This is a genomic window from Herbaspirillum rhizosphaerae (assembly GCF_046025915.1).
GTDB classification, from domain to species: Bacteria; Pseudomonadota; Gammaproteobacteria; order Burkholderiales; family Burkholderiaceae_D; genus Herbaspirillum; species Herbaspirillum rhizosphaerae_A.
Map to the genome: position 1 here is coordinate 134143 of NZ_JAQQFR010000006.1, position 21524 is coordinate 155666.

At 56.7% G+C, this 21524-nt stretch carries 21 protein-coding genes; 9 read left to right on the plus strand and 12 right to left on the minus strand.

All coding sequences use genetic code 11. The features are described from left to right. The first annotated feature begins 87 nt into the window (after positions 1-87). Positions 88-513: an organic hydroperoxide resistance protein gene (locus PQR63_RS10980; protein WP_408167899.1), complete on the plus strand. Its 426-nt coding sequence runs from the start codon at positions 88-90 to the stop codon at positions 511-513. Between the two features lie 273 nt (positions 514-786). Here PQR63_RS10980 and PQR63_RS10985 read toward each other — a convergent pair whose 3' ends face one another. The 3 genes from PQR63_RS10985 to PQR63_RS10995 are packed head-to-tail and all read right to left on the minus strand — an operon-like array spanning position 787 to position 3147. Beyond that, on the minus strand, positions 787-1650 hold the full coding sequence (locus PQR63_RS10985) for an intradiol ring-cleavage dioxygenase (protein WP_408167900.1): 864 nt from the start codon (positions 1648-1650) through the stop codon (positions 787-789). A 52-nt stretch (positions 1651-1702) separates the two neighbouring features. Further along, positions 1703-2779, minus strand: a complete 1077-nt coding sequence (locus PQR63_RS10990) for a maleylacetate reductase (protein WP_408167901.1) — start codon at positions 2777-2779, stop codon at positions 1703-1705. Between the two features lie 53 nt (positions 2780-2832). Further along, positions 2833-3147 (minus strand): Dabb family protein, encoded by a 315-nt coding sequence (locus PQR63_RS10995; RefSeq protein WP_408167902.1) that lies wholly within the window; start codon positions 3145-3147, stop codon positions 2833-2835. A 136-nt stretch (positions 3148-3283) separates the two neighbouring features. Here PQR63_RS10995 and PQR63_RS11000 point away from each other — a divergent pair, with 136 nt between their 5' ends. Continuing rightward, entirely contained in the window at positions 3284-4225 is a 942-nt protein-coding gene (locus PQR63_RS11000; RefSeq protein WP_408167903.1) for a LysR family transcriptional regulator, read from the plus strand. Here PQR63_RS11000 and PQR63_RS11005 read toward each other — a convergent pair. From PQR63_RS11005 to PQR63_RS11030, 6 genes are read right to left on the minus strand one after another with little or no spacing between them, the layout of a single operon-like run. Further along, positions 4197-4721: a DUF2867 domain-containing protein gene (locus PQR63_RS11005; RefSeq protein ID WP_408167904.1), complete on the minus strand. Its 525-nt coding sequence runs from the start codon at positions 4719-4721 to the stop codon at positions 4197-4199. The two genes, PQR63_RS11000 and PQR63_RS11005, sit on opposite strands and share 29 nt — an antisense overlap. A gap of 7 nt (positions 4722-4728) precedes the next feature. Continuing rightward, the gene (cydX, locus tag PQR63_RS11010) at positions 4729-4950 is read right to left on the minus strand and encodes a cytochrome bd-I oxidase subunit CydX (RefSeq protein WP_408167905.1); all 222 of its coding nucleotides are present in this window, start codon (positions 4948-4950) and stop codon (positions 4729-4731) included. Between the two features lie 43 nt (positions 4951-4993). Beyond that, positions 4994-6136, minus strand: coding sequence for a cytochrome d ubiquinol oxidase subunit II (gene cydB / locus PQR63_RS11015; RefSeq protein ID WP_408167906.1), 1143 nt, complete (start codon positions 6134-6136; stop codon positions 4994-4996). 28 nt (positions 6137-6164) lie between these two features. Next, positions 6165-7781, minus strand: a complete 1617-nt coding sequence (locus tag PQR63_RS11020) for a cytochrome ubiquinol oxidase subunit I (protein WP_408167908.1) — start codon at positions 7779-7781, stop codon at positions 6165-6167. Then, positions 7768-8058 carry a cytochrome oxidase putative small subunit CydP gene (gene cydP / locus PQR63_RS11025; RefSeq protein WP_408167909.1) on the minus strand — a complete coding sequence of 97 codons (291 nt, stop codon included), beginning with the start codon at positions 8056-8058 and terminating at the stop codon, positions 7768-7770. Before cydP ends, PQR63_RS11020 begins: the two co-directional genes overlap by 14 nt. Before the next feature lie 3 nt (positions 8059-8061). Continuing rightward, entirely contained in the window at positions 8062-8685 is a 624-nt protein-coding gene (locus PQR63_RS11030; protein WP_408167910.1) for a GbsR/MarR family transcriptional regulator, read from the minus strand. A gap of 266 nt (positions 8686-8951) precedes the next feature. Here PQR63_RS11030 and PQR63_RS11035 point away from each other — a divergent pair, with 266 nt between their 5' ends. After that, on the plus strand, positions 8952-9911 hold the full coding sequence (locus tag PQR63_RS11035; protein WP_408167911.1) for a YihY/virulence factor BrkB family protein: 960 nt from the start codon (positions 8952-8954) through the stop codon (positions 9909-9911). A gap of 51 nt (positions 9912-9962) precedes the next feature. Beyond that, entirely contained in the window at positions 9963-11645 is a 1683-nt protein-coding gene (locus PQR63_RS11040; protein ID WP_408167912.1) for a tetratricopeptide repeat protein, read from the plus strand. Here PQR63_RS11040 and PQR63_RS11045 read toward each other — a convergent pair. Continuing rightward, positions 11636-13048 (minus strand): heavy metal sensor histidine kinase, encoded by a 1413-nt coding sequence (locus PQR63_RS11045; RefSeq protein WP_408167913.1) that lies wholly within the window; start codon positions 13046-13048, stop codon positions 11636-11638. The genes PQR63_RS11040 and PQR63_RS11045 overlap by 10 nt on opposite strands. A 10-nt stretch (positions 13049-13058) precedes the next feature. Continuing rightward, positions 13059-13730, minus strand: a complete 672-nt coding sequence (locus PQR63_RS11050) for a heavy metal response regulator transcription factor (protein ID WP_007878153.1) — start codon at positions 13728-13730, stop codon at positions 13059-13061. Between the two features lie 303 nt (positions 13731-14033). Here PQR63_RS11050 and msrP point away from each other — a divergent pair, with 303 nt between their 5' ends. The 5 genes from msrP to PQR63_RS11075 all read left to right on the plus strand — a co-directional run bounded on the left by msrP (position 14034) and on the right by PQR63_RS11075 (position 18585). After that, complete coding sequence (gene msrP, locus PQR63_RS11055) at positions 14034-15014, plus strand: protein-methionine-sulfoxide reductase catalytic subunit MsrP (protein WP_408167914.1); 981 nt, start codon at positions 14034-14036, stop codon at positions 15012-15014. Positions 15015-15027: 13 nt separating this feature from the next. Further along, positions 15028-15711 (plus strand): protein-methionine-sulfoxide reductase heme-binding subunit MsrQ, encoded by a 684-nt coding sequence (gene msrQ, locus PQR63_RS11060; RefSeq protein WP_408167915.1) that lies wholly within the window; start codon positions 15028-15030, stop codon positions 15709-15711. Next, a complete protein-coding gene (gene msrA, locus PQR63_RS11065; RefSeq protein ID WP_408167916.1) occupies positions 15708-16418 on the plus strand; it encodes a peptide-methionine (S)-S-oxide reductase MsrA in 711 nt (236 codons plus the stop codon). Before msrQ ends, msrA begins: the two co-directional genes overlap by 4 nt. Before the next feature lie 305 nt (positions 16419-16723). Next, a complete protein-coding gene (locus PQR63_RS11070) occupies positions 16724-17122 on the plus strand; it encodes a DUF305 domain-containing protein (protein ID WP_408168086.1) in 399 nt (132 codons plus the stop codon). A 56-nt stretch (positions 17123-17178) separates the two neighbouring features. Continuing rightward, positions 17179-18585 carry a YncE family protein gene (locus PQR63_RS11075; protein ID WP_408167917.1) on the plus strand — a complete coding sequence of 469 codons (1407 nt, stop codon included), beginning with the start codon at positions 17179-17181 and terminating at the stop codon, positions 18583-18585. Positions 18586-18588: 3 nt separating this feature from the next. On the opposite strand, the gene PQR63_RS11080 is transcribed toward PQR63_RS11075, so the two are convergent. After that, positions 18589-21297: a bifunctional diguanylate cyclase/phosphodiesterase gene (locus PQR63_RS11080; RefSeq protein ID WP_408167918.1), complete on the minus strand. Its 2709-nt coding sequence runs from the start codon at positions 21295-21297 to the stop codon at positions 18589-18591. Positions 21298-21524 lie beyond the last annotated feature (227 nt).

The following is a 21524-nucleotide window of genomic DNA, read 5'->3' on the forward strand; positions in this document are numbered from 1 at the left end:
ATTGTTTAAAATTTATTTGCAGTTCCCTATGTAATTTAATCGATGCTTCCCCTGCATCATTCTTCATACCACTCGAAAGGAATCAAAATGAAAATCGAAAAAGCACTCTACCAAGCAACTGCAACTGCAACCGGCGGCCGTGAAGGTACGGCTAAGTCGTCCGACGGCATTCTGGATATCAAGCTGACCACACCGAAGGAACTGGGCGGCGCCGGCGGCGCAGGCACCAATCCTGAGCAACTGTTCGCAGCCGGCTATTCGGCTTGCTTCCTGGGCGCACTGAAGTTTGTCGGTGGTCAGGAAAAGGTTGCGATTCCAGCGGATGCCAGCATCACCGGCACAGTCGGCATCGGCACCATCCCAGGCGGCTTCGGCATCGAAGCAGCGCTGGCCATTTCCCTGCCAGGCCTGGACCGCGCTGTTGCACAATCGCTGATCGAAAAGGCACACCAAGTTTGCCCCTATTCGAACGCAACACGCGGCAACATCAACGTCACACTGACACTGGTATAAACCATTCGTTAGCTGGTTGCATCGTTGGATGTAAAAAAACGCCCTTCATAGAAGGTAATGCTGTTCAGTTAAGACAAAAAACGCCGCTGCGAAGTAATTCGAAGCGGCGTTTTTCTTGGTTTTACGGCTCTTTTAGCTTCAAAAACTGAACCTGATTGAGCTTAACTGAACGGCATTACCTTCATAGAAGGGCGTTTTTTGTTGATGCGATCGTAAGGATGTATCGTCATCTGAAATGCATCAGGTATCGACTGCGTACCGATCAAATCCCGATCAAGCCGGTGCCAGCCTGAAGTCGTAACGCAAAGCTGCCGTTGCAGCGGCAATCGCATTGCCGCGTGCGGTGATGCCTGCCGCTTGTGCTTCCAGCTTGCAGATCAAGGCGTCTTTGACGCCGAACACCACGTCTGAATCGAGGTAGGGATCATCAGCCAGGAACAGGTGTGTCACCAGTGTGTCGCAGCCCGGTGCGCTGATCATGAAATGCACATGTGCCGGCCGATAAGGATGGCGGCCTTGCGCATCCAGCATCTTGCCGACCGGACCATCGTTGGGAATCGGGTAAAACGCCGGCACGATCGAGCGAAACCAGAACCGGCCGTCGCTGTCGGTGACGAAGCGCGCACGGTCGCTCAGATGTTGCAGACCATCTTGGCGCTGTACATCGTAGTAGCCGTCGCTGTCCGAATGCCAGACATCAACGACCGCACCGGCGATGGGTGTTCCATCGAGCGCTGCAACGCTGCCTTCGACCAGCAATGGCGCGCCATCGGCATCGTGCGAGATCATGTCGCCCAGTGCATGTTGCTTGGCGTTCTCGACATAAAACGGGCCTAGTACCGTGGTTTGCGTCGCCTCGCCTGGATGACGGTGGTTGATGGCGTCGACCAGCATCGATGCGCCCAGTGTGTCGGACAGTAGAATGAATTCCTGGCGCGTGTCGCTGCACATCTGTCCTGTCGCGGTGAGAAACTCGATCGCCGCCAGCCACTCTTGCTGACTTGGTTCGATTTCTTGAATCAGTGCGTGCAGATGGCGAACCACCGCCTCACTGATCTGGCGCGTACGTGGCGAGACGGAGTTTTGCAGTCGCTCCAGTACGGCGCGGGTGATATTGTTTTCGTCGAAATTTCGCATTGTCTCTTCCTGTCACCGCAATTCAATTCGGCTTGGTTCTTCTTGGTTCAACTCAACTGGCTGGTGTCTCACCGGCCCACGCGCGCGCCAGCATGGCGGCAATGGCTTGCTGCTCCAGCGGGCGTGGATTCCAGTAAGCATCTTGCATGACCAGTTCTGCTGCGCGTGCGACGCCGCTTCCCGGCATGCCGATATCGCGCAAGGCCAGCGGCGTATCCAATTGCTGTGCCAGCGCATACATGCCGCGTACGGCATCGTCAGTGCCGAGTGCATCGGCGATCACACGCATCGCTTGCGGCGCCGCCGGCGCGTTGTAGGCAAGCGCATGCGGCAGCATGACGGTGTGGGTGGGGGCATGCGGCAAATCAAAGGTGCCGCCAAGCACGTGGCAAATCTTGTGATGCAGGGCCATACCGACTGCCCCCAGACAAGTGCCGCACAACCAGGCGCCGTATTGCGCGTCGCTGCGGGCGGCAAGGTCATCAGGATGCGCGACCACGCGCGGCAGACTGCGCGCCAATGCCCGTATGCCCTCAGCCGCCATCAGCGAGACGATCGGGTTAGCATCCTTGGCATACAAGGCTTCGACTGCATGCGCCAGCGCGTTCATGCCGCTGGTGGCGGACAAGGCGGGTGGTAGTGTCAAGGTCAGGTTGACGTCGTAGATCACTACTTCAGGCAAAATGCGCGGCGAGCGCTGCGTGGTCTTGATGCCATTTTCGGTCTGGCCCAGGATGGCGGTTACTTCCGATCCCGCATAAGTGGTTGGCAGCACCACTTGCGGCAGATCCGTGCGCAAGGACAGTGCTTTGCCCAAGCCGATGGTGGAGCCACCGCCCAGCGCCACGATGCTGTCGCATTGCTGCGCCTGCAGATAGGCGAGGGCTTTTTCAGTGACGGCCACCGGTGTGTGCATGACTGCTTCGGTGAAGCTGCCGCCGTAGAGTTCGCCGAGCTGCTGCGCGATTTGTTCCGCCAGTTGCTGCTGTGCCGGCGTCGACAAAATCAGTGCGCGGCGGCATTCGAGGCGGCGCAGTTCGTCGGCAATTTCCGCAGCGCGGCCAGCGCCAAACAAGATGCGCGCCGGCGCCGCGTTATAGGTAAAGGTTTGCGTTTGGTTCTGGGTCATGATGCCGTCCGTTCAAGGCAGGGGGGATTCGCTACTGCGCTACTCTACACGGGCTAGTTGAAGTAGTAGTCGACCTGATGCCGCGCGACGCGGATCTCGCCTATCTGCTGCTTGGCCGCCATGTGAGCCGGATGCTGCTGATAGACGGCCAGCGCCTCGGGACTCTCGAATTCGCTCAGCAAGACCACGTCGCATGCGTAGTCCACGGCGCTGTAATCGATGCCGATCTCCAGCTTGAGCAAACCGGGAATCGCGCCGCTGTCCGCGAGCGTCTCGAAGGCCTGTTTTAGCGTAGCCAGATTGGCTGCGTGCTCGGGGCTGCCGCGCGTGCCGGCGACATCCCACATCACGATGTGTCTCACTTTCATTATTACCTCATGGTTTTTTGGGTAATATAGTTGATCAAATAATGAAAAAGAATGCCTTATTTGAAATTCTTATTTTCATTTAATGAAAAACTGAGTGCGAGACTGAGATCGCCAATCCAAGTGCAAAGACCTCATCATGGATCGCTGGACCGAATACGAATTGTTCGTCAATACCGCAGAACTCGGCAGTCTCTCCAAGGCGGCCGAGCAGATGGATATTTCCAACGCCACGGCAAGCCGCTACCTCGCTTCACTGGAACAGCGCCTGGGCACACGGCTGATCGAACGCAATACACGCCGCCTCATGCTGACGGAGGCCGGCGAACATTTTTGCCGTAGCTGCAAGGCCGTGCTGGCCGAGATCAGCGACGCTGAAGCCGCTGTCAACGCCACCAATGTTGCCGCCAGCGGCACCTTGCGCATTACCGCTTCGCTCTCGTTCTGCCTGAAGCACATCACGCCCTTGCTGCCGGAGTTCACACGGCGCTATCCCGACATCGAGGTGCAGATTGTCGCAGCCAATCGCTACTTCGATCTGATTGAAAGTGGTATTGATATCGCCATTCGCACGCGTGAATTTGAACCGGATTCGGCAATCACGGTACGCAAGCTGGCCAGCACACCGCGTGTGCTGGCAGCCTCACCAGCTTACCTGCAGCAACACGGCACGCCCACTACGCCGGATCAACTGGCGACCCACAAGCTGCTGCTCTACACCCATGCCAACAATATGAACGAGCTGCGATTCACGCGTAAGGGCAAGACCACGAATGTACGCGTGCGACAACTGCTGGAAGCCAACGATGGGCAAATCCTGCGTGCGGCTGCGCTCGACGGTCTCGGCATTCTGGTGCAGCCGAGCTACATCGTGCATGACGACATCGAAGCGGGGAGCTTGATCAAGATCATGCCGGATTGGGAGCTGCCGCTGCTGGCGATCAATATCGCCTATCAAAACCGGCGGCATCTGCCGGGCAAGGTGCGTGTTTTTATCGATTTCCTGGTCGAGCATTTCAGGACTGTCGACTATGAAAAACGGTGGCGTGGCGTCAGCGGGTCAAACGGTTCAGCATCGTAGGCACGATACGACGGTGAAACGGCATGATCACGGCCAGGTAAGCGCGTCCCAGCCATTGATTGGTGCGTACGACCGTCGTCACCGTCAACTGTGCCGACAACTCAGAGGTGCCAGGCTCACGCCGCACCCAGATCCGAAAATCCAGATGCTTATCGTCAAAACCAAGCTGCACCTGATCTTCACTTTGCGTCACCACAGGAAACCCGGCGACCGATGTCGGTCTCGATGAAGCATCGCCGTCGATGTGCAAGTCGGCTTGCTTCAAGCCAAACAGTGCGACCACGCGATTGCGGGTTGCCAGCAGCAGCGACACCCATTCCGGCGTGCGGCTGAACATTTGACGTGTCAGCTCGCCGGCCGACAAGCGGCCTTGCTCGTCGGTCAATGCGATACGAAAAGTATCCGCAAAGTCGGCACCGGCCAGCGCTTGCAACAGCGCCGGATCGGTGGCGACCAGGCGCGCCGAATGGGATGAGCATGCAGAGACAGCGCTCATGATGGCCTCACTTTGTACCGGGGCCAGGACGAGTGCCAGGACCAGAACTAGGGGCGGGGCCGGGACGTTTTCTGGCGAGTTCGGCTTTGGCGTTGGCAGACGCAAAGCGCTCGTTGGTTTCATCCTCGTTGCGGCGGCCGAAAGCGTAGTTGGCTTCGAGCCACATGACGTTGATGATGCCGAAGGCCAGTGCCAGGCCGACGCCGAGTATCCAGGCGAAATACCACATGATGTTTTCCTTCTCTGAATCAGTTAATCGGTTACTCAGGTTGTTAATAAGCGGTGTGTTCGTTGTCGGCAATGTGCTTGAGCGTCACTTTGCCCCGCATCACGCGATACACCCAGGCGGTGTACAAAATGATCAGCGGCAGGAAGAACAGCACCAGCCAGAACATGATGCCCAGCGTTTTCTGGCTCGACACGGCATCCCAGACGGTGAGGCTGCTGCGTGGATCCAGTGATGACGGCATGATGAACGGGAACATCGCAGTCGCTGCCGTCAGGATGATGCCCGCCACGGCGATGCCGCTGCAAATGAAGGCCAGACGTGCCTTGCGCCATGCGCCGAACGCAGCGACCAACAGCAATGCCACGATGGCGGCAATAGGAATCGCCTTGGTCTCAGGCCAACGCTCGTAGTTGTCCATCCAGGCACCCGAGGTGATTTCCACCGTCTTCGCCAGCGGCATGAAGGCGGAGTTCGCGCTCGGCATGGAGGTGATGCTGTATCCGTCGATGCCGCGCGCCACCCAGTAACCACCGATCACGAATAGCGCCAGTGTTGCCAGCGAGGCGTAGATGGCGATCTTGCGAACACGTGCGGCGATCTCGGCTTCGGTCTTCACCATGGCGAAGGTTGCACCATGTGTCAGCAGCATCGCCACGCTCAACAGGCCGGCCAGCAGACCGAAGGGATTAAGCAATTGGAAGAAGTTGCCCGTGTATTCCACCCGCATGGTGTCGTCGTAGTGGAAAGGCACGCCCAGCAGCAGATTACCGAAAGCCACGCCGCAGATCAGCGGTGGGACGATACCGCCCACGAACAGACCCCAGTCCCAGGCATTGCGCCAGCGCGGGTCGGCAACCTTGCTGCGATAGTCAAAGCCGACCGGGCGGAAGAACAGTGAAAACAGCAGCACCATCAGCGCAATATAAAAGCCCGAAAATGCCGTCGCATACACCAGCGGCCACGCCGCAAAGGTGGCGCCGCCGGCGGTGATGAACCAGGTCTGATTGCCTTCCCAGGTCGGGCCGATGGAGTTGATCAGCACACGGCGTTCGGCATCGGTTTTGCCGACGAAGGGCAGCATCATGCCCACGCCAAAGTCGAAGCCGTCGGTCAGGGCAAAGCCGATGATCAGCACGCCGACGAATGCCCACCAGATGATTTTTAAAGTTTCGTAATCGAAGATCATGATTGTTTCCTTGGGTGTTCTTCTGCAATCAGCGGGTTGGTTTCGGCAGCGGCGGACGCGGAGGCATTTTTGACGGGGCGGCCGGCTTCTTGTCCAGCAGCTCCCAGTGATACTTGCCGGTGTGCAGGCTGCTCGGGCCGCGCTTGGCGTACTTCACCATCAGCACCATTTCAACCACCAGCAGGAAGGTATAGAACAGGATGAATCCGGCCAGGCTGAAGTACAGGCTCGACGGCTGCAAGGTCGAGGCCGACAGATGCGTAGGCAGGATGCCGGCAATCGTCCATGGCTGACGGCCGTATTCGGCAACGATCCAGCCCAGCTCTGCGGCGATCCACGGCAGTGGAATGCTGAACACCGCCAGACGCAGCAACCAGCGTTGCGGCGCGAGCTGTTTGCGGATCAGGAAGTAGAACGAGGTCGCGAAGATGAACAGGAACAGCATACCCAGCGCCACCATGCCGCGGAACGACCAGAACAGCGGCGCGACATTTGGAATAGTGTCGTCGACGGCTTTGGCGATCTGCTGCGGTGTGGCGTCGATCACGTTCGGCGTGTACTTCTTAAGCAGTAAACCATAGCCGAGATCCTGCTTGAGCTTGTCGAACTCGGCGCGTGCAGCAGGCGATTTGTCGCCGGACTTCAGTCGCGTCAGCGCAGCGTAGGCGAGCATGCCGTTGCGGATGCGGACTTCGTGTTCCTTCTTTAGATCCTTGATGCCAACCACCTGTGTGTCGGTCGAGCGCGTCGCAATCAGGCCCAATACGTAAGGGACTTTGAATGCGTAGTCGGTGCGTTCGTTTTTGCTGTCGGGCATGCCGAATATCGTGATGCCGGCAGGGGCCGGATGGGTTTCCCATTCGGCTTCGATGGCGGCTAGCTTGACCTTGTTGACTTCGCCTGCGGTGTAACCGGATTCGTCGCCGAGCACGATTACCGACAGCGTCGACGCCAGGCCGAAACCGGCGGCAACGGCAAACGAGCGCAAGGCGAATTGCGTGTCGCGCGCCTTGAGCAGGTAGTAAGCCGATACGCCCAGCACGAACATCGACGCCGTTACATAACCCGCCGCCACGGTGTGCACGAACTTCACCTGCGCTACCGGATTGAAGATTACATCGGTCATGCTGACCAGTTCCATGCGCATGGTTTCAAAATTGAATTCCGCGCCGACCGGATTGTTCATCCAGCCGTTGGCGATCAGAATCCACAGCGCCGAAAGGCTGGAGCCCAGTGCCACCAGGAAGGTCACCATCAGATGCTTGACGCGAGACAGGCGATCCCAGCCAAAGAAGAACAGGCCGACGAAGGTCGATTCAAGGAAGAACGCCGCCATGCCCTCGATCGCCAGCGGCGTGCCGAAGATGTCGCCGACGTAGTGGGAGTAATACGACCAGTTGGTGCCGAACTGGAACTCCAGCGTGATGCCGGTAGCCACGCCCATGGCGAAGTTGATGCCGAACAGTTTGCCCCAAAAGCGGGTCATGTCCTTATAGATCGGGCTGCCGGTCATGACATAAACAGCCTCCATGATGACCAGAATCCAGGACAGGCCCAGGGTAAGCGGAACAAACAGGAAGTGATACAACGCCGTCACGGCAAACTGCAGCCGCGACAGACTGACGACCTCGTCAATGGGAAGCATGGGTGACCTCGGAAGTGGATGGTAATGTGGAGACGGCGCTTGTCGTTATTGTTGGGGCAGAAGCAGGCGCCGGCGCCAGCAGATGCTGCTCCACCTGCTCGGTGGGCATGCGCATCTTTTTGGCTTGTGGTTCAGAAAAAAAAGTTTTTGCCAGCACGGTCAGGATCGCAATCTTGACCACCAGGATGAGCGCGATTTCCGCGCCGAGCGGCAATTGCGTGAGACGGGGCAGGCGGGACAGATGATGAATACGGAACAACCATGAGGGCCTGGACATTCTTCACTCCTTCTTGGGAGATTCGGAAAACTCTTCTTCAGTTGCGTCCTTGCCGGTCTTGCTGCCGGTTTTATCGCTACTAAAGCGGAATTTATCTTTGACGTCCAGCAATTTCTTGATCTTTGAGCCCATCTTCATCAGCGAAGACAGCGTCTCCGGTGACAGACGCTGGACGTCGTCGAACCAGGAACTGGAAAGCTCGATCAGGTCGTACATCTCACGCATGCGTTTTTGCGCGTGCTTGTCATCGGGATTGGCCGGGGTTTCCAGCAGCGCGTCGCGCAGCATCGACAGCGTCGGCTCGATTTCGCGGCGACGGCGCTCTTCCAGCAAAGCCTTGAAAATGTCCCAAATATCCTTGGGCGGCTCGAAATACTCGCGGCGATCACCGGGCTGGTGGAGCAATTTGACCAGCCGCCAGGATTGCAGCTCTTTCAGACCCATGCTGACATTTGAGCGCGAAAAGCTCAGATATTCGGCGATTTCGTCGGCATTGAGCGGTTTAGCCTGTACATAGAGCAGGGCGTATATCTGTCCGACGGTGCGATTGATGCCCCAGCGGCTGCCCATTTCGCCGAAGTGAAGGATGAAGCGTTGCATCAGGGGGCTGAGTGTATTAGGTTCCATTAATTCTTGAATTTTCAGTAATTACTGAAATATACGGCAATGCGAAAATTTAGACAATTGGACTATTGCGCAAAGGTGCACGCACAGCTTTGCGCCAGATCATAAGAAAGGGATTTATCGGCAATGCGAAGCGATTTGTCTCGATGCGATCAGTGATAAATCGCGATAAACAGGATTTCTTGAATTTTTGGAAGGATAAAAAGGCAAAAAATGCACTCCGACTCTTATCTGTATTTAAAAAATTGGAAGATTTGGAGAGAAGCACCATGGATCAAAGTCTGCACAACCCAACCAAGCGCCGTTTCGTGCGCAAGCTGCCCAACGAAAGTCGCCTCCAGCAAGCCTGGCAATTGAGCAAGGGCGCGATCACCGCGTGGCTGGATGACTTTGCGCCCAGCATGGGGGCGGCGATTGCGTATTACACGATTTTTTCGCTGGCGCCGATGCTGGTGATTGCGATTGCCGTCGCCGGGATGATTTTTGGTCACGACGCCGCACAGGGCGAAATCGTCGGCCAGATTCAGGGCATCGTGGGGATTGAAGGCGCGATGGCGGTACAGGGTTTGCTCAAATCAGTCAGTGAGCCGCGCGACGGCATCATTGCTGCCGGCCTCGGCATTGTGACGCTGGTGATTGGTGCCACCGCTGTGTTTGCCGAGTTGCAAAGCGCACTCGACCGCATTTGGCGCGTGCCGGCAGTGCCGAGGGAGAGCGGCATCATGCCCCTGATACGCAAGCGTTTGTTGTCGTTCGGACTAATCTTGGGGCTGGGGTTCATGCTGACAATCTCGCTGGTCGCCAGCGCCGGCCTGGCGGCATTGGGAAAATGGTGGGGCAGTTGGTTCATCGGCTGGGAAATCCTGCTGCAAATTCTCAATTTCGTGATTTCCTTCCTTGTCTTTACGGGACTGTTTTCGGTCATTTACAAATACATGCCGCGCGTGAGTCTGTCATGGCATGACGTGCGCACCGGCGCCATTGCGACCACACTGCTGTTCATCATTGGCAAATACCTGATCGGTCTCTATCTCGGCCGCACCAGCATGACATCAGGTTTCGGCGCAGCCGGTTCGTTCGCGTTATTGCTGGCGTGGATCTACTACTCGGCACAGATTTTTTTGCTGGGGGCGGAATTTACCTGGGTGTATGCCAACAGATACGGATCGCGGTCGGGATCAGCTTTGGCTTCAACTGCCACCCCGAAAGAGCAGGTCACTGGCCCCTAAAGCCGGCGACGCGGCAGCACCGAAACGCGCGCGCATGTTAACATCCGGCGCATGAATAACGACGCCATTGCCCAAGCCTATCTGTATTTCCAGCACGGCAAGCTGGAAGCCGCGCACGCCATTCTGCAACCGCTCACGCTGGGCGCTGCCGATTTCAATCTGCTGCATTTGTCCGGTGCGGTGGCTGCCGGTCTCGGTCTGCACGAACAGGCGATCGACTGGTATGTCCGCGCGCTGGCACTCCAGCCCGGCGATCTGGCAGTCAGCTACAAACTCGGACGTGTTTTCTATGACGCCGGTCGACGTACTGAAGCGTTAAGCCTATATCTGCAACTGATCGCCTCCGGCGTGCAGCATGCCGACATTTACGTCGCCGCAGCTTTGCTGCTGCAGGATGCTCAGCGCAACGACGAAGCCTTGCAGACGCTGGAACATGCCTTACGTCTGGCGCCGCAAAACGTAGAGATCTGGTATCGCCATGCGGTAGCGCTCGGGCGACTGCAACGCCATGCCGACGCCTTGCACAGCATCCAGCAGGCGATTTCGCTGGCGCCTGACAACCTGCAATATCGCCTCGATCTGGCATTGACGCTCTATCGTCTGCATCGCAACGAGGATGCATTGCTGTGTATCGATCAACTTCTGTCGGCCGCACCGAATGCTGCTGATGCATGGGCATGCCGGGCGGCCGTGTTGAGCCGTCTGTGCCGGTATGAAGAATCCATCGCCTGCAGCGAAAAGGCGCTTGCACTACAACCTGGCGATGCAGATTCCAATGTCAATCTGGCGCTGACCAGTCTGACCTTGGGCAGGCTTGACAGTGCGTGGCCGTTGTACGAGTCACGCTGGCAGGGTGAGCTTGCCGATCCGGCACGGCATCAGGACATCCCCCGCTGGAACGGATCAGACGAGGTCGAGGGCAAGACGATTTTGTTGTGGGCGGAGCAGGGCCTGGGCGACACCATTCACTTTTGCCGCTACGCACAGCAAGTCGTAGAACTCGGTGCATTGGTGGTACTGGAAGTCCCAGCAACATTGACGGCACTCATGGAGACGCTGGCCTCCAGCGGCCGCATTCAAGTCATCGCAGTCGGGGACGCCATTCCGCGCGTGGATTTGCAATTGCCGCTGATGAGTTTGCCTGGTGTGTTCAGCACCACGCTGGAAACGATTCCGTCCCGCTCTGCGTATCTGCAAGCGGATACGTCGAAGCAGGCGCAATGGCAGGTTTCGCTGACGCAAAAAAAACACCAGCATGTCATGCGCATCGGCATCGTTTGCTCCGGCAATGCAGGCAATCACAACGACCGCCGCCGTTCGATTCCGCTTGAAGCTTTTGCTCCGCTGCTTGCCGTGAGTGAGGACATCGAATTCATCCTGCTGCAACCAGAAATCCGCCAGAGTGACGAAGCTTTTCTGCAAGCCAATCCATGCATCCTCTGGCCGGCACCACAACTCCGTGCATTTGATGACACCGCTGCACTGGTGGCGAATCTGGATCTGGTCATCGGTGTTGATACAGCGGCCATCCATCTGGCCGGAGCGCTTGGCGTGCCGGTATGGGTCATGTTGTCGAAAGCCGCTGACTGGCGCTGGTTCCTGGGGCGCAGCGATAGCCCTTGGTATCCGTCAGCCAGCTTGTTCCGTCAGGCGATCGCTGATGATTGGGACGAGCTTGTCGGCCGCGTGCGTCAGGCTTTGACCTCCACGCTGGCAAAAATTAATCAGTCTTGACGGTCTGGAAAAAACAGACTGAAGCTGATCCATCCATCACCGGTGCACGCCACCGCAGCCGTCCCGCGATGCAGCGTCATGATGGCCTTGACGATAGCCAGACCAAGCCCGTTGGACTCGGTGTATTCGCTGCGTGATTTGTCGCCGCGATAGAAGCGGTCGAACATGCGTTCCATCTGCTGCTGCGTCATGGCAGCGCCGCGATTTTCTACGGCGATGACGACGCCGTCAGCGCTGCTTTGCACCTTGATGCGAATCGCAGTGCCTTCTTCACCATAGCGCACGGCGTTGACCACCAGGTTGCTGACCGCGCGCCGCCACATGATGAGATTGGCGCGGCAGGCGACACCCTGATTGGCGCTGACTTCAAAATGCATGTCGCGCTCGGCGGCGACGCCTTCAAAATAATCGGCGATCTTATGCAGTTCATCTGCCAGTGCAATTGGCGTGCGGTCGACGGTGAGATCGGCGTGGTCCGCCTGCGCCAGGAACAGGATGTTTTCAATGATGCGCGACAGGCGCGTCAGTTCTTCAAGATTGGATTCCAGCAGCTGTTCATATTCTTCAGTGTTGCGGCGCTTGCCCAGCGTGACTTGTGTCTGGCCCATGAGGATGTTGACCGGCGTGCGGATCTCATGCGCCAGATCGGCGGAGAATTGCGACAGATGTTCGTAGCCGTTTTCCAGGCGATCAAGCATGGCGTTCAAGGCACTGGCAAGCTGACGCAATTCAGCCGGTGCGTCTTCTTCGCGCAGCCGGGTGCTCAGATTGGTCGGCGTGATTTCAGCCGCGCGCCTGCTCATGCGTGTGAGCGGCATCAGGTCGCGGCGCAATACGGCAAAGCCCAGCACTGCGGTCAGCAATACCGTCAAGGCCACCGCCGCGATCACGCGCCACAGATACACCGTCATCATGCGCGACTCTTGCGTCATGACGTAGGCGGCGACGATTTCCACCGTATCGTTGTGATTGCCGACGTCGGCCAGCGCGGCTACCCAGCGCACGCGCACGCCGTCGGCACGCATGCCGTCGTGCAGCGACGTGATTGCCAGCGGCATGCCGATTGCGACAGGCGCCATGGGTGGTGGCGTCAGGTTGTCGGGATTGATGTTGATGAAAGGCGCCTCGCCCTGACGGCGAAAAATGCGTACATCCTGCTCGTTGCCGAGCATGCTTTCAAACAGCGCCGGACGCTGTTCCATCTGTTCGACGTTGTAGAGATCGTGCAGGAGGTTGCGGAAATGTTCGACGCGGCCGATCAGCGTGTAATCGGCGCGAATTTCCAACGACTGCCGTGCCGAGTTGTAGAGGTACATTCCCAGGCCGGTGACGACCAGGCAGGCGATCAGCGCGAAAAGGGCGCTGACGCGGAAGGCCAGCGTCCAGGAACGCCATGGTTTCATGCTGATGCTTTCATGGTGTTTCCGAGAACATGTAGCCGATGCTGCGCACGGTATGGATCAGTTTCTTTTCGAAAGGGGCGTCGATCTTCGCACGGAGCCGTTTGACGGCAACGTCGACGACGTTGGTGTCGCTGTCGAAATTCATGTCCCAGACTTGCGAAGCGATCACCGAGCGTGACAAGGCTTCACCACGGCGCTTGATCAGCAGATGCAGCAGCAGGAACTCCTTGTTGGTCAGCACGATATTGACGCCTTGCCGCGTTACCTTGTGACGTACGTGATCCAGCTGCAGATCGGCGACCTGATACACCTCTGCATCGCGCGTGACGCCACGGCGTAATAATGTGCGGATACGCAACACCAGTTCAGTGAAAGAAAAGGGTTTGACGAGATAGTCGTCAGCACCCAGTTCCAGCCCGCGGATGCGGTCATCCACCTGATCGCGTGCCGTGAGAAAGATGACCGGCAGGTCGCGTTTGGCACGCAGGGCGCTCATGACTTGCCAGCCGTCGGTGCCGGGCAGCATGACATCCAGCACAACCAGGTCGTACTCCTGTTCCATCGCCATGTGCAGGCCATCGGTGCCGTTGCGCGCCAGATCGACCGTATAGCCGGATTCGCGCAACCCTTTTTTGAGGTAGTCGCCGGTTTTGGGGTCGTCTTCGATGACAAGGATGGCCATACGGAATTCCAGGTGAGTGTTGCTACGGTGTTGCTGCGGCGCTGCGACAATTGCTGAATAGTTGCGGATGCGCCTTTCATGGAGGCATTCTAACAACTCGCCATGGCCTGAACGATGACAAATTTGTCATCAAAATGCCATGTTGATGACACTGCGCATGCCCTAGGATGATCGTGCGAGAAAAGTCTTTTGCCTTCCGCGATATGATTTACCTTCAGTGAACGCTTGTTTGTCGCGGTATTTATTCATCCAAGGTGCCTCAGGGCAACAGACCGAACCCATTCATTATTTCAGGAAAACGCCATGCTGATCAAAATCCGTCCCGACCAGATCGATATTCCTCTTGCTTCAGAGATCACACCGCAGGAAGTTTTTGCCTCGCGCCGCGCGTTCATCGCGAAGATGGCCGCAGGCGCCATCGCCGGCAGCGGCATGGGTCTGATCGGATCGGGCAACGCGTTTGCCCAGTCCGCCACCGCGCGCAAGCTGGCAGCCAAGCTCAACAGTTCGTATGCCGTGATGGAAAAGCCGACGGCCTATCAGGATGCGACTACCTACAACAACTACTACGAATTCGGTACCGACAAGTCTGATCCGGCTAAAACCGCAGGGACGCTCAAGACCAATCCCTGGACCGTCAGCATCGAAGGCGAAGTGAAAAAGCCCTTCACGCTGGATCTGGATGCCTTGACCAAACTGGCTCCGCTGGAAGAACGTATTTATCGTCTGCGCTGTGTGGAGGGCTGGTCGATGGTGATTCCTTGGATCGGCTATTCACTGTCGGCGCTGATCAAGAAGGCCGATCCGACCGGCAACGCCAAGTACATCGAATTCGTTACCCTGGCCGACAAGAAGCAGATGCCGGGCTTGTCCGATCCGATTTTGCAATGGCCGTACACCGAAGGTTTGCGCATGGATGAAGCGAATCATCCGCTGACCTTGCTGACATTGGGTATGTATGGCGAAGTGCTGCCGAATCAGAACGGCGCACCGGTACGTGTGGTGGTGCCATGGAAATACGGTTTCAAATCGGCCAAATCCATCGTCAAGATCCGCTTCCTCAAGGAACAACCGAAGACCGCCTGGAATATGTACGCCGCGCGGGAATACGGGTTCTATTCCAACGTCAATCCTGAAGTCGATCATCCACGCTGGTCGCAGGCGACTGAGCGTCGTATCGGTGAAGACGGTTTCTTCGCCCGCAAGCGCAAGACCTTGATGTTCAACGGTTACAACGACGTTGCAGGTTTGTACACCGGCATGGATCTCAAGAAGTATTTTTAAGCAGGGTAGGAAGATGAACGCACTGAACGCATTGAAAAATCTCTCGACGAGGCAGGTTTTATACCTGCGCAACGTCTTGTTCGTACTGGCCTTGTTGCCTTTGGCGCGTCTGGTGCTGTTCGTTTTCCTGGACAAGCTCGGCGCCAATCCGATCGAGTTCATCACGCGCAATACCGGTGACTGGGCCTTGTACTTCTTGACGATCACGCTGGCGGTCACGCCGCTGCGCCGGCTGACGGGATGGAACTGGCTGGTGCGCCTGCGCCGCATGCTGGGCTTGTATGCGTTCTTCTATGTGTTTCTGCATTTCACGATCTTCTTCTGGCTCGATCATTTCTTCGATTTTCAGGAAATGTGGAAGGACATCGTCAAGCGTCCTTTCATCACCATCGGCGTGCTGGCTTTTGCATTGCTGATTCCGTTGGCGATTACCAGTACCAATGCCATGGTGCGCCGTCTCGGCGGCAAGCGTTGGCAATGGCTGCATCGTCTGACCTACGTCATCGTGCCGCTGGGTGTGCTGCATTTCTGGTGGGTCAAGGCAGGCAAGAATTTGCTGGCGCAGCCGATCCTGTTCACGACTATCGTGGCTGCTTTGCTGCTGATGCGTATCTTGTCGCAAAAAAATCGTCAGCAACTGACGCAATTGTTTTCCCGGCGTGACGCCGGTGTGGGTTTAGTGAAAGAGAGTAAATGATGAAAGCGCATTTTAAGAAATTCGGCTTGCCGGTGATGCTGGCGGCAGCCGCAATGACGATGCAGATCCCGTTGTCGCAGGCAGCGGAATCCGCATTCAAGATTCCGGCACCAAAAAGTGCCCCGGCAGCTTCCACCGCAACAACCGAAACCGTAGTTCTCGCGGGCGGTTGCTTCTGGGGTGTGCAGGCGGTGTTTCAGCACACGCTTGGCGTGACCAGCGCCGTGTCGGGCTACGCCGGTGGCAGCAAGGAGAATGCGCATTACGACATGGTCGGTTCCGGCTCCACCGGACATGCCGAGTCGGTCAAGGTAACTTTTGATCCGCGCAAGATTTCGTACGGAAAGATTTTGCAGATCTATTTTTCCGTTGTGCATGACCCCACGCAGCTCAATCGTCAGGGGCCGGATATGGGCACGCAATATCGCTCCGCGATCTTCTATCAGAGCGACGATCAGAAGCGTATTGCAACTGACTATATCGCCCAGCTTGATGCGGCGAAAGTCTACCCGGCGCGCATCGTTACGCAATTGACGCCACTGCAGCCTGCGGCGTTCTATCCTGCTGAAGACTACCATCAGGACTTCGCCACACTGCATCCGCAGCAGGGCTATATTGCACGTTACGATCTGCCCAAGATCGAAAATTTCAAACAGATGTACCCCTCCGACTATCGCGCCGCGCCGGTCACTGTCTTCCGCAATTAATTTGTTCTGATTGCTTCCGTCCATTCGGGCGGAAGCATGACAAATTTGTCACCGCTTTGTCATCCGTTTAACTCCGCTCGGCTTCTAGACTGATCGTATGTGCTGCTTACAGGTTGATTTACCTGTGGCGCGCCGTATTGATGCGATCAACAGAAAAAGAGGAGGTTTTAATGCAAACAACACTGACGGCAGTGAACCGTTTTGTGCGTCCACACCGCCATGTCGCTGCAGCAGCTGTGATAGCCGGTTCGGTGGTCATGGCTGCGGTTTTTTTATGCACCAGCGGCAACGCCATCGCCCAGGAAATGCAGGATATGCAAGGCATGCAGGGAATGCACCATCATCATGGTGCAGAACCGGCTGCTGCTACCACCACTGCTAAAGATGCACCACCAGTCTTCATCGCCAGTACCGCAAAACCGTTTTCCGGTTTGATGGATGACGCCATGGCCGTCATGGATCACGGCATGACGCACGCGCCGATGAATGACAACGCAGAGCACGACTTCATCACCATGATGATGCCGCATCACCAGGGCGCAGTGGATATGGCCAAAGCAGTGCTGCTGTATTCCGACGATCCGGAAATCCGCAATCTCGCGCTGGGCATCATCACCGAACAGCAAAACGAAATCCGCGTCATGCAGGCATGGCTCCAGCGTCACGCTGACAAGACCGGCAAGTCAGACAAGACAAATAAATAAGTTTTACGCAGTCGTTTTTTGAATTTTTTTACACCAACACCAGGGACAACATCGATATGAAAAAAATCTCTCTCATCGCCAGCGCGGTGTCCGTATTGTTTGCTCAGGCGGCGTGGGCGCTGCCATCGGCGCAGGATCGCGTTTATACCGCCGACCAGAACAGCAACACCGTGACCGTCATCAACCCGGCTACCAACACGCTGGTCGGTCAAATCCGCCTTGGCAATCCGCGTCCCGATGTGCTGTCGCCGCTGTACAAGGGACAGATCAATGTGCACGGCATGGGCTTCTCACCGGATCATAAGACCTTGCTGGTGGTGTCCAACGGTTCCAACTCGGTGACCTTCATCGATACGGCGACCAATCAAGTCAAGGGCATCACCTATGTCGGCCGTTCGCCGCATGAAGGTTTCTTCAGCGCCGATGGCAAGGAAGTGTGGGTAGTGGTGCGCGGCGAAGATTACATCTCGGTTATCGATCCGGTCAGCTTTAAGGAAACGCGCCGTATCCAGACCGGGGTCGGTCCGGGCATGGTGCAGTTCATGCCGGATGGAAAACTGGCGTTCGCGGTATCGAGCTTCACGCCGCAAGTTGATGTGATCGATGTCAAGTCGCATCAAGTGATCAAGAAGATCGACGTAGTCAGCCCGTTTTCACCTTTCCTGCAATTCACGCCGGATTACAAGGAAATCTGGATGACACATAAGGATGTCGGCAAGGTCACCCGCATCGATACCAAAACGATGGAAGTGACCGGCGTCATCGATACCGGCTTCATCACCAACCATTTGTCCTTCGCCAAGGTCGATGGCAAGGTGCTGGCGTATGTGACGATCGGTGGCGAGAACGTGGTCAAGGTATTCACCACCGACAAGGTGGCGAAGCTGGTGGCGACTATTCCGACCGGCGCATTACCGCACGGGATATGGACTTCCGATGACAGCAGCCGCATTTATGTGGGATTGGAAAACGGTGATGGCGTTGAAGTCATCGACCCGGCCAGCAACAAGGTGATCGCACATGTCGGCGGCGGGCAAGCGCCGCAAGCGTTGGTGTATCTGTCGCATGTGGTGGGCGCGGATGGCGGTACGAGCAATCTGGTGCCGCGTGTCAATAGCGATCCGCTGAACATTCGCCTGCAGGCGGTAGTACAGTCTGCGGAACCGGCGCGCGGCTTTGTCGTGTCGCGTAATCTGGGCGTCATCGATGCGCTGGAAGTCTCGCTGTTCAAGCTCAAGCCGCAGACCACCTACAGTGTCTATCTGGACGGCCAGTCGGCACCGGTGGCGCGCTTCCTTACCGATGCCAAGGGTGTCGCCAACGGTACCGCCATCGGGCCGTTGCGGGAACCTGCAGCGCCCGGCGCGTCGCCGGTTGCAACAACCGGCTCCAGCCGCATCATCGTGATGGAAGGCAATCAGCCGGCCGATGCCAGCAAGGCAGTGCTGGTCGAAGCGAAATAACAATCAGGCAGGTGTGAGCGGAGAGACAGGGAACAGATAGCGGCGACGCATCAATCCCGGGATCTCCGCCGCCGGCAGCGGGTGCGAGATGTAATAGCCTTGCACCTCATCGCAGCCGAGCGCTTGCAGCAGTTGCAGTTGCTGCACGGTTTCCACGCCTTCCGCCACGACGGTCATATGCAGGGCATGTGCCATGGAGACGATCGCGTTGAAGAAGACTTCACCTTCAGCCCGTACGCCCAGCTCGGCAGTGAAGGCCTTGTCGACTTTCAGTACGTCGAGATCGAGGCGCTGTAACTGCGACAGCGATGAATAACCGGTGCCGAAATCGTCGACCAATAATTTGATCCCCAGCTCCTGGAACGACGCCAGTTCTTCAGCGATTTCAAGCGTGTCGGCCATCATGCAGGATTCGGTCAGCTCGATCTCTATTTGTGCCGGATCGATGGCGTAATCCCTGAGTGCCGTGGCGATGATGGTATTGAGATTGCCCTGGTTGAGCTGACGCGAAGAGACATTGACCGACGTCGGCAATGCAGGCAATCCTTCCGCCTTCCATTGCGCCAGTTGGGCGCAGGCCTTGCGAATGATCAACTCGCCGAGTTTGAGGATCAGACCGGTTTCTTCTGCCACCGGAATAAACTCCAGCGGCGACACCATGCCACGTACGGGGTGCTGCCAGCGCGCGAGTGCCTCCATACTGCAGAATTCACCAGTCGCCGTGTTCACGCGTGGTTGGAAGTGCAGGATAAACTCATCGCGTTCAATTGCCAGGCGCAGGGCGTTTTCATTTTCCAGTTTTATCTGCAGGCGTTCAGACAATTGCGGCTGATAAAAACGGAAGCGTTTTTTGCCATCCGATTTGGCAGCGTGCATGGCAGTGTCGGCATGTTTGAGCAAGGCATCGACACTGTCGCCATCGCGCGGATACATGCTGATGCCGATCGACAGACTGACTTGCAATATGCTCTGGTTGGACAGCATGATCGGGCGGGAGAATGCCTGCAAAATGCTTTCTGCGAGCTGAGCGGCATCTTCGACGCTCCCGCTTTGTTGCTGGATGATCGTGAACGCGTCACCGCTGAAACGAACCAGTTCGTTTTTCATCGGTGATAAAGGGCGCGGATTGTCGAGTTCCGATGCGACCGCATTCGCGGCGAGCAGTTCTTGCAGGCGCTGCGTGACTGATTGCAAGAGCATGTCGCCACTGGAGTGACCCATGGTGTCATTGATGTTCTTGAAGTCATCCAGATCGAGGAACAGCACTGCAAAGCCGCGTCGTTCGCTGGCGGCATCATTGAGCACTTTGTGCAGATGATCGATAACCCAGTGCCGGTTGTGCAGACCGGTCAGTTCGTCTGTATTGATCTGTTCGAGCAGGGCCAGCTCATGTGCTTTGGCTTCGCTGATGTCGCGCACGGTAATCACGAGGCCTAGCTTGTTGCGCACCATCTTGCGATACAGCCAGGTCGACTTCAGCGGGCTGTCGTCGGGGATCATGTACTCGTCTTCGTAGAGACCGACCTCCATGGCTTTCTGAAATGTCGGCAGCAGCTTGACGAAATATGCCGGGGAATAGTGTCGCGACATGTAGCTGCCAATGAACTCAGCCTTGTTCTTGCCGAAGACCGTCGCGCCACGTTCATTGCAATCGAGCACTTCAAAGTCGATCACGGTGCCTGCCTTGTTGCGCACCGCGCGCCACATGTAGAAGCCGTCATTGCCGCCTTCGGTGACAACGCCGTAGGCTTCACGGGCTTTTTCGGCTTCGCTCTTGCGAATGGCAAGACGCAGCGACAGCAGCGTGCCGACCAATGCGCACAACGCGAGGAAAACCGAACATGCCGTTGCGATGACGGTGTAATCGTTTGCGCGCTCGCGGAAGGATGCGTAGATATCTTTGGTCGACATGCCGGTCACGGCAAGCAGGGGATAGTCGTGCAGGGCATACCAGGAAACGATGCGCTCTTCTCCGTCGTTGAAGGCAGAGCCCGGCATGACGCTGACGCCGCTATCGCCCGACAATGCAGGCAGGGATTTGAAGATGTTTTGCTGGGCGATAGTCGCTTCGGTTGTACGCGATACCAGCGCGGTGCCATCCTGCTTGAACAGTGCCATGAAATCGTTTTTGCCGATGGCGGATTCATCCTGCGAGGGTGCGAGGAAGGCCGGTTCCACCGCCACCATCACCAGACCATCGAAAGTCCCGTCTGCGGTATCGAGGCGGCGAGAAAAACGAATCAGCGTGCGTTGCGAACGCAAACCGACGGATGGGTTGCTGATGAGCAATCCACTGTTCGGATGTGATTTGTGCGTGACGAAATAATCGCGCTCTGCCACGCTGACCAGATCTTTCAGCGGCAGCGAACTGGTTTTCAATATACCGTCACGATCGGAAATCGTGGCATACAACAAAGCGGACGTCGGATAGAGACCTTGTCGTTGCTGGTCTTCTACACTTAGGTTCCCGTTGGTATAGGTCCAGTAGTACTTGAGATTGAGCGTGATCTGGTCAACCTGAGAAACCGAACGGGCCAACTGATCTGCATACGATTTGGAATGTGCGCGTGCCTCTTGAACTGCTGTTTTGCCGATTTCGGCTTCCCGGTCGCTGAGCCGGGATAGCAGCAGGGACCACATCAACATGGCAAGAAGCAGGCAGCCAACAGGCCACGAGAGAATGCTGATGACTTTGAGTAAACGCTTCTTCACTGTCGTCTGCTTATAGAGTGATATCTCGTTGTGATGTGAATGCACATAATGCGTGATCGGCCCGGTCGATGTGATTCTTTAATCCATTTTGTTTTTATTGATCTGCACCGGGCAGATTTGATATTGGTAAATGATTATATAGAAACGTTCGTACGGTTTATACGATTCTGCGCATCATAAAGAGAGATGATTGTCGCTACCGTTTGGTAGGCACAAATGGGCGGATG

Coding starts and splice junctions, on each gene's coding strand:
- PQR63_RS10980 (WP_408167899.1), top strand. CDS start 88: ATGAAAATCGAAAAAGCACTCTACCAAGCAACTGCAACTGCAACCGGC.
- PQR63_RS10985 (WP_408167900.1), bottom strand. CDS start 1,650: ATGCGAAATTTCGACGAAAACAATATCACCCGCGCCGTACTGGAGCGA.
- PQR63_RS10990 (WP_408167901.1), bottom strand. CDS start 2,779: ATGACCCAGAACCAAACGCAAACCTTTACCTATAACGCGGCGCCGGCG.
- PQR63_RS10995 (WP_408167902.1), bottom strand. CDS start 3,147: ATGAAAGTGAGACACATCGTGATGTGGGATGTCGCCGGCACGCGCGGC.
- PQR63_RS11000 (WP_408167903.1), top strand. CDS start 3,284: ATGGATCGCTGGACCGAATACGAATTGTTCGTCAATACCGCAGAACTC.
- PQR63_RS11005 (WP_408167904.1), bottom strand. CDS start 4,721: ATGAGCGCTGTCTCTGCATGCTCATCCCATTCGGCGCGCCTGGTCGCC.
- cydX (WP_408167905.1), bottom strand. CDS start 4,950: ATGTGGTATTTCGCCTGGATACTCGGCGTCGGCCTGGCACTGGCCTTC.
- cydB (WP_408167906.1), bottom strand. CDS start 6,136: ATGATCTTCGATTACGAAACTTTAAAAATCATCTGGTGGGCATTCGTC.
- PQR63_RS11020 (WP_408167908.1), bottom strand. CDS start 7,781: ATGCTTCCCATTGACGAGGTCGTCAGTCTGTCGCGGCTGCAGTTTGCC.
- cydP (WP_408167909.1), bottom strand. CDS start 8,058: ATGTCCAGGCCCTCATGGTTGTTCCGTATTCATCATCTGTCCCGCCTG.
- PQR63_RS11030 (WP_408167910.1), bottom strand. CDS start 8,685: ATGGAACCTAATACACTCAGCCCCCTGATGCAACGCTTCATCCTTCAC.
- PQR63_RS11035 (WP_408167911.1), top strand. CDS start 8,952: ATGGATCAAAGTCTGCACAACCCAACCAAGCGCCGTTTCGTGCGCAAG.
- PQR63_RS11040 (WP_408167912.1), top strand. CDS start 9,963: ATGAATAACGACGCCATTGCCCAAGCCTATCTGTATTTCCAGCACGGC.
- PQR63_RS11045 (WP_408167913.1), bottom strand. CDS start 13,048: ATGAAACCATGGCGTTCCTGGACGCTGGCCTTCCGCGTCAGCGCCCTT.
- PQR63_RS11050 (WP_007878153.1), bottom strand. CDS start 13,730: ATGGCCATCCTTGTCATCGAAGACGACCCCAAAACCGGCGACTACCTC.
- msrP (WP_408167914.1), top strand. CDS start 14,034: ATGCTGATCAAAATCCGTCCCGACCAGATCGATATTCCTCTTGCTTCA.
- msrQ (WP_408167915.1), top strand. CDS start 15,028: ATGAACGCACTGAACGCATTGAAAAATCTCTCGACGAGGCAGGTTTTA.
- msrA (WP_408167916.1), top strand. CDS start 15,708: ATGATGAAAGCGCATTTTAAGAAATTCGGCTTGCCGGTGATGCTGGCG.
- PQR63_RS11070 (WP_408168086.1), top strand. CDS start 16,724: ATGCAGGATATGCAAGGCATGCAGGGAATGCACCATCATCATGGTGCA.
- PQR63_RS11075 (WP_408167917.1), top strand. CDS start 17,179: ATGAAAAAAATCTCTCTCATCGCCAGCGCGGTGTCCGTATTGTTTGCT.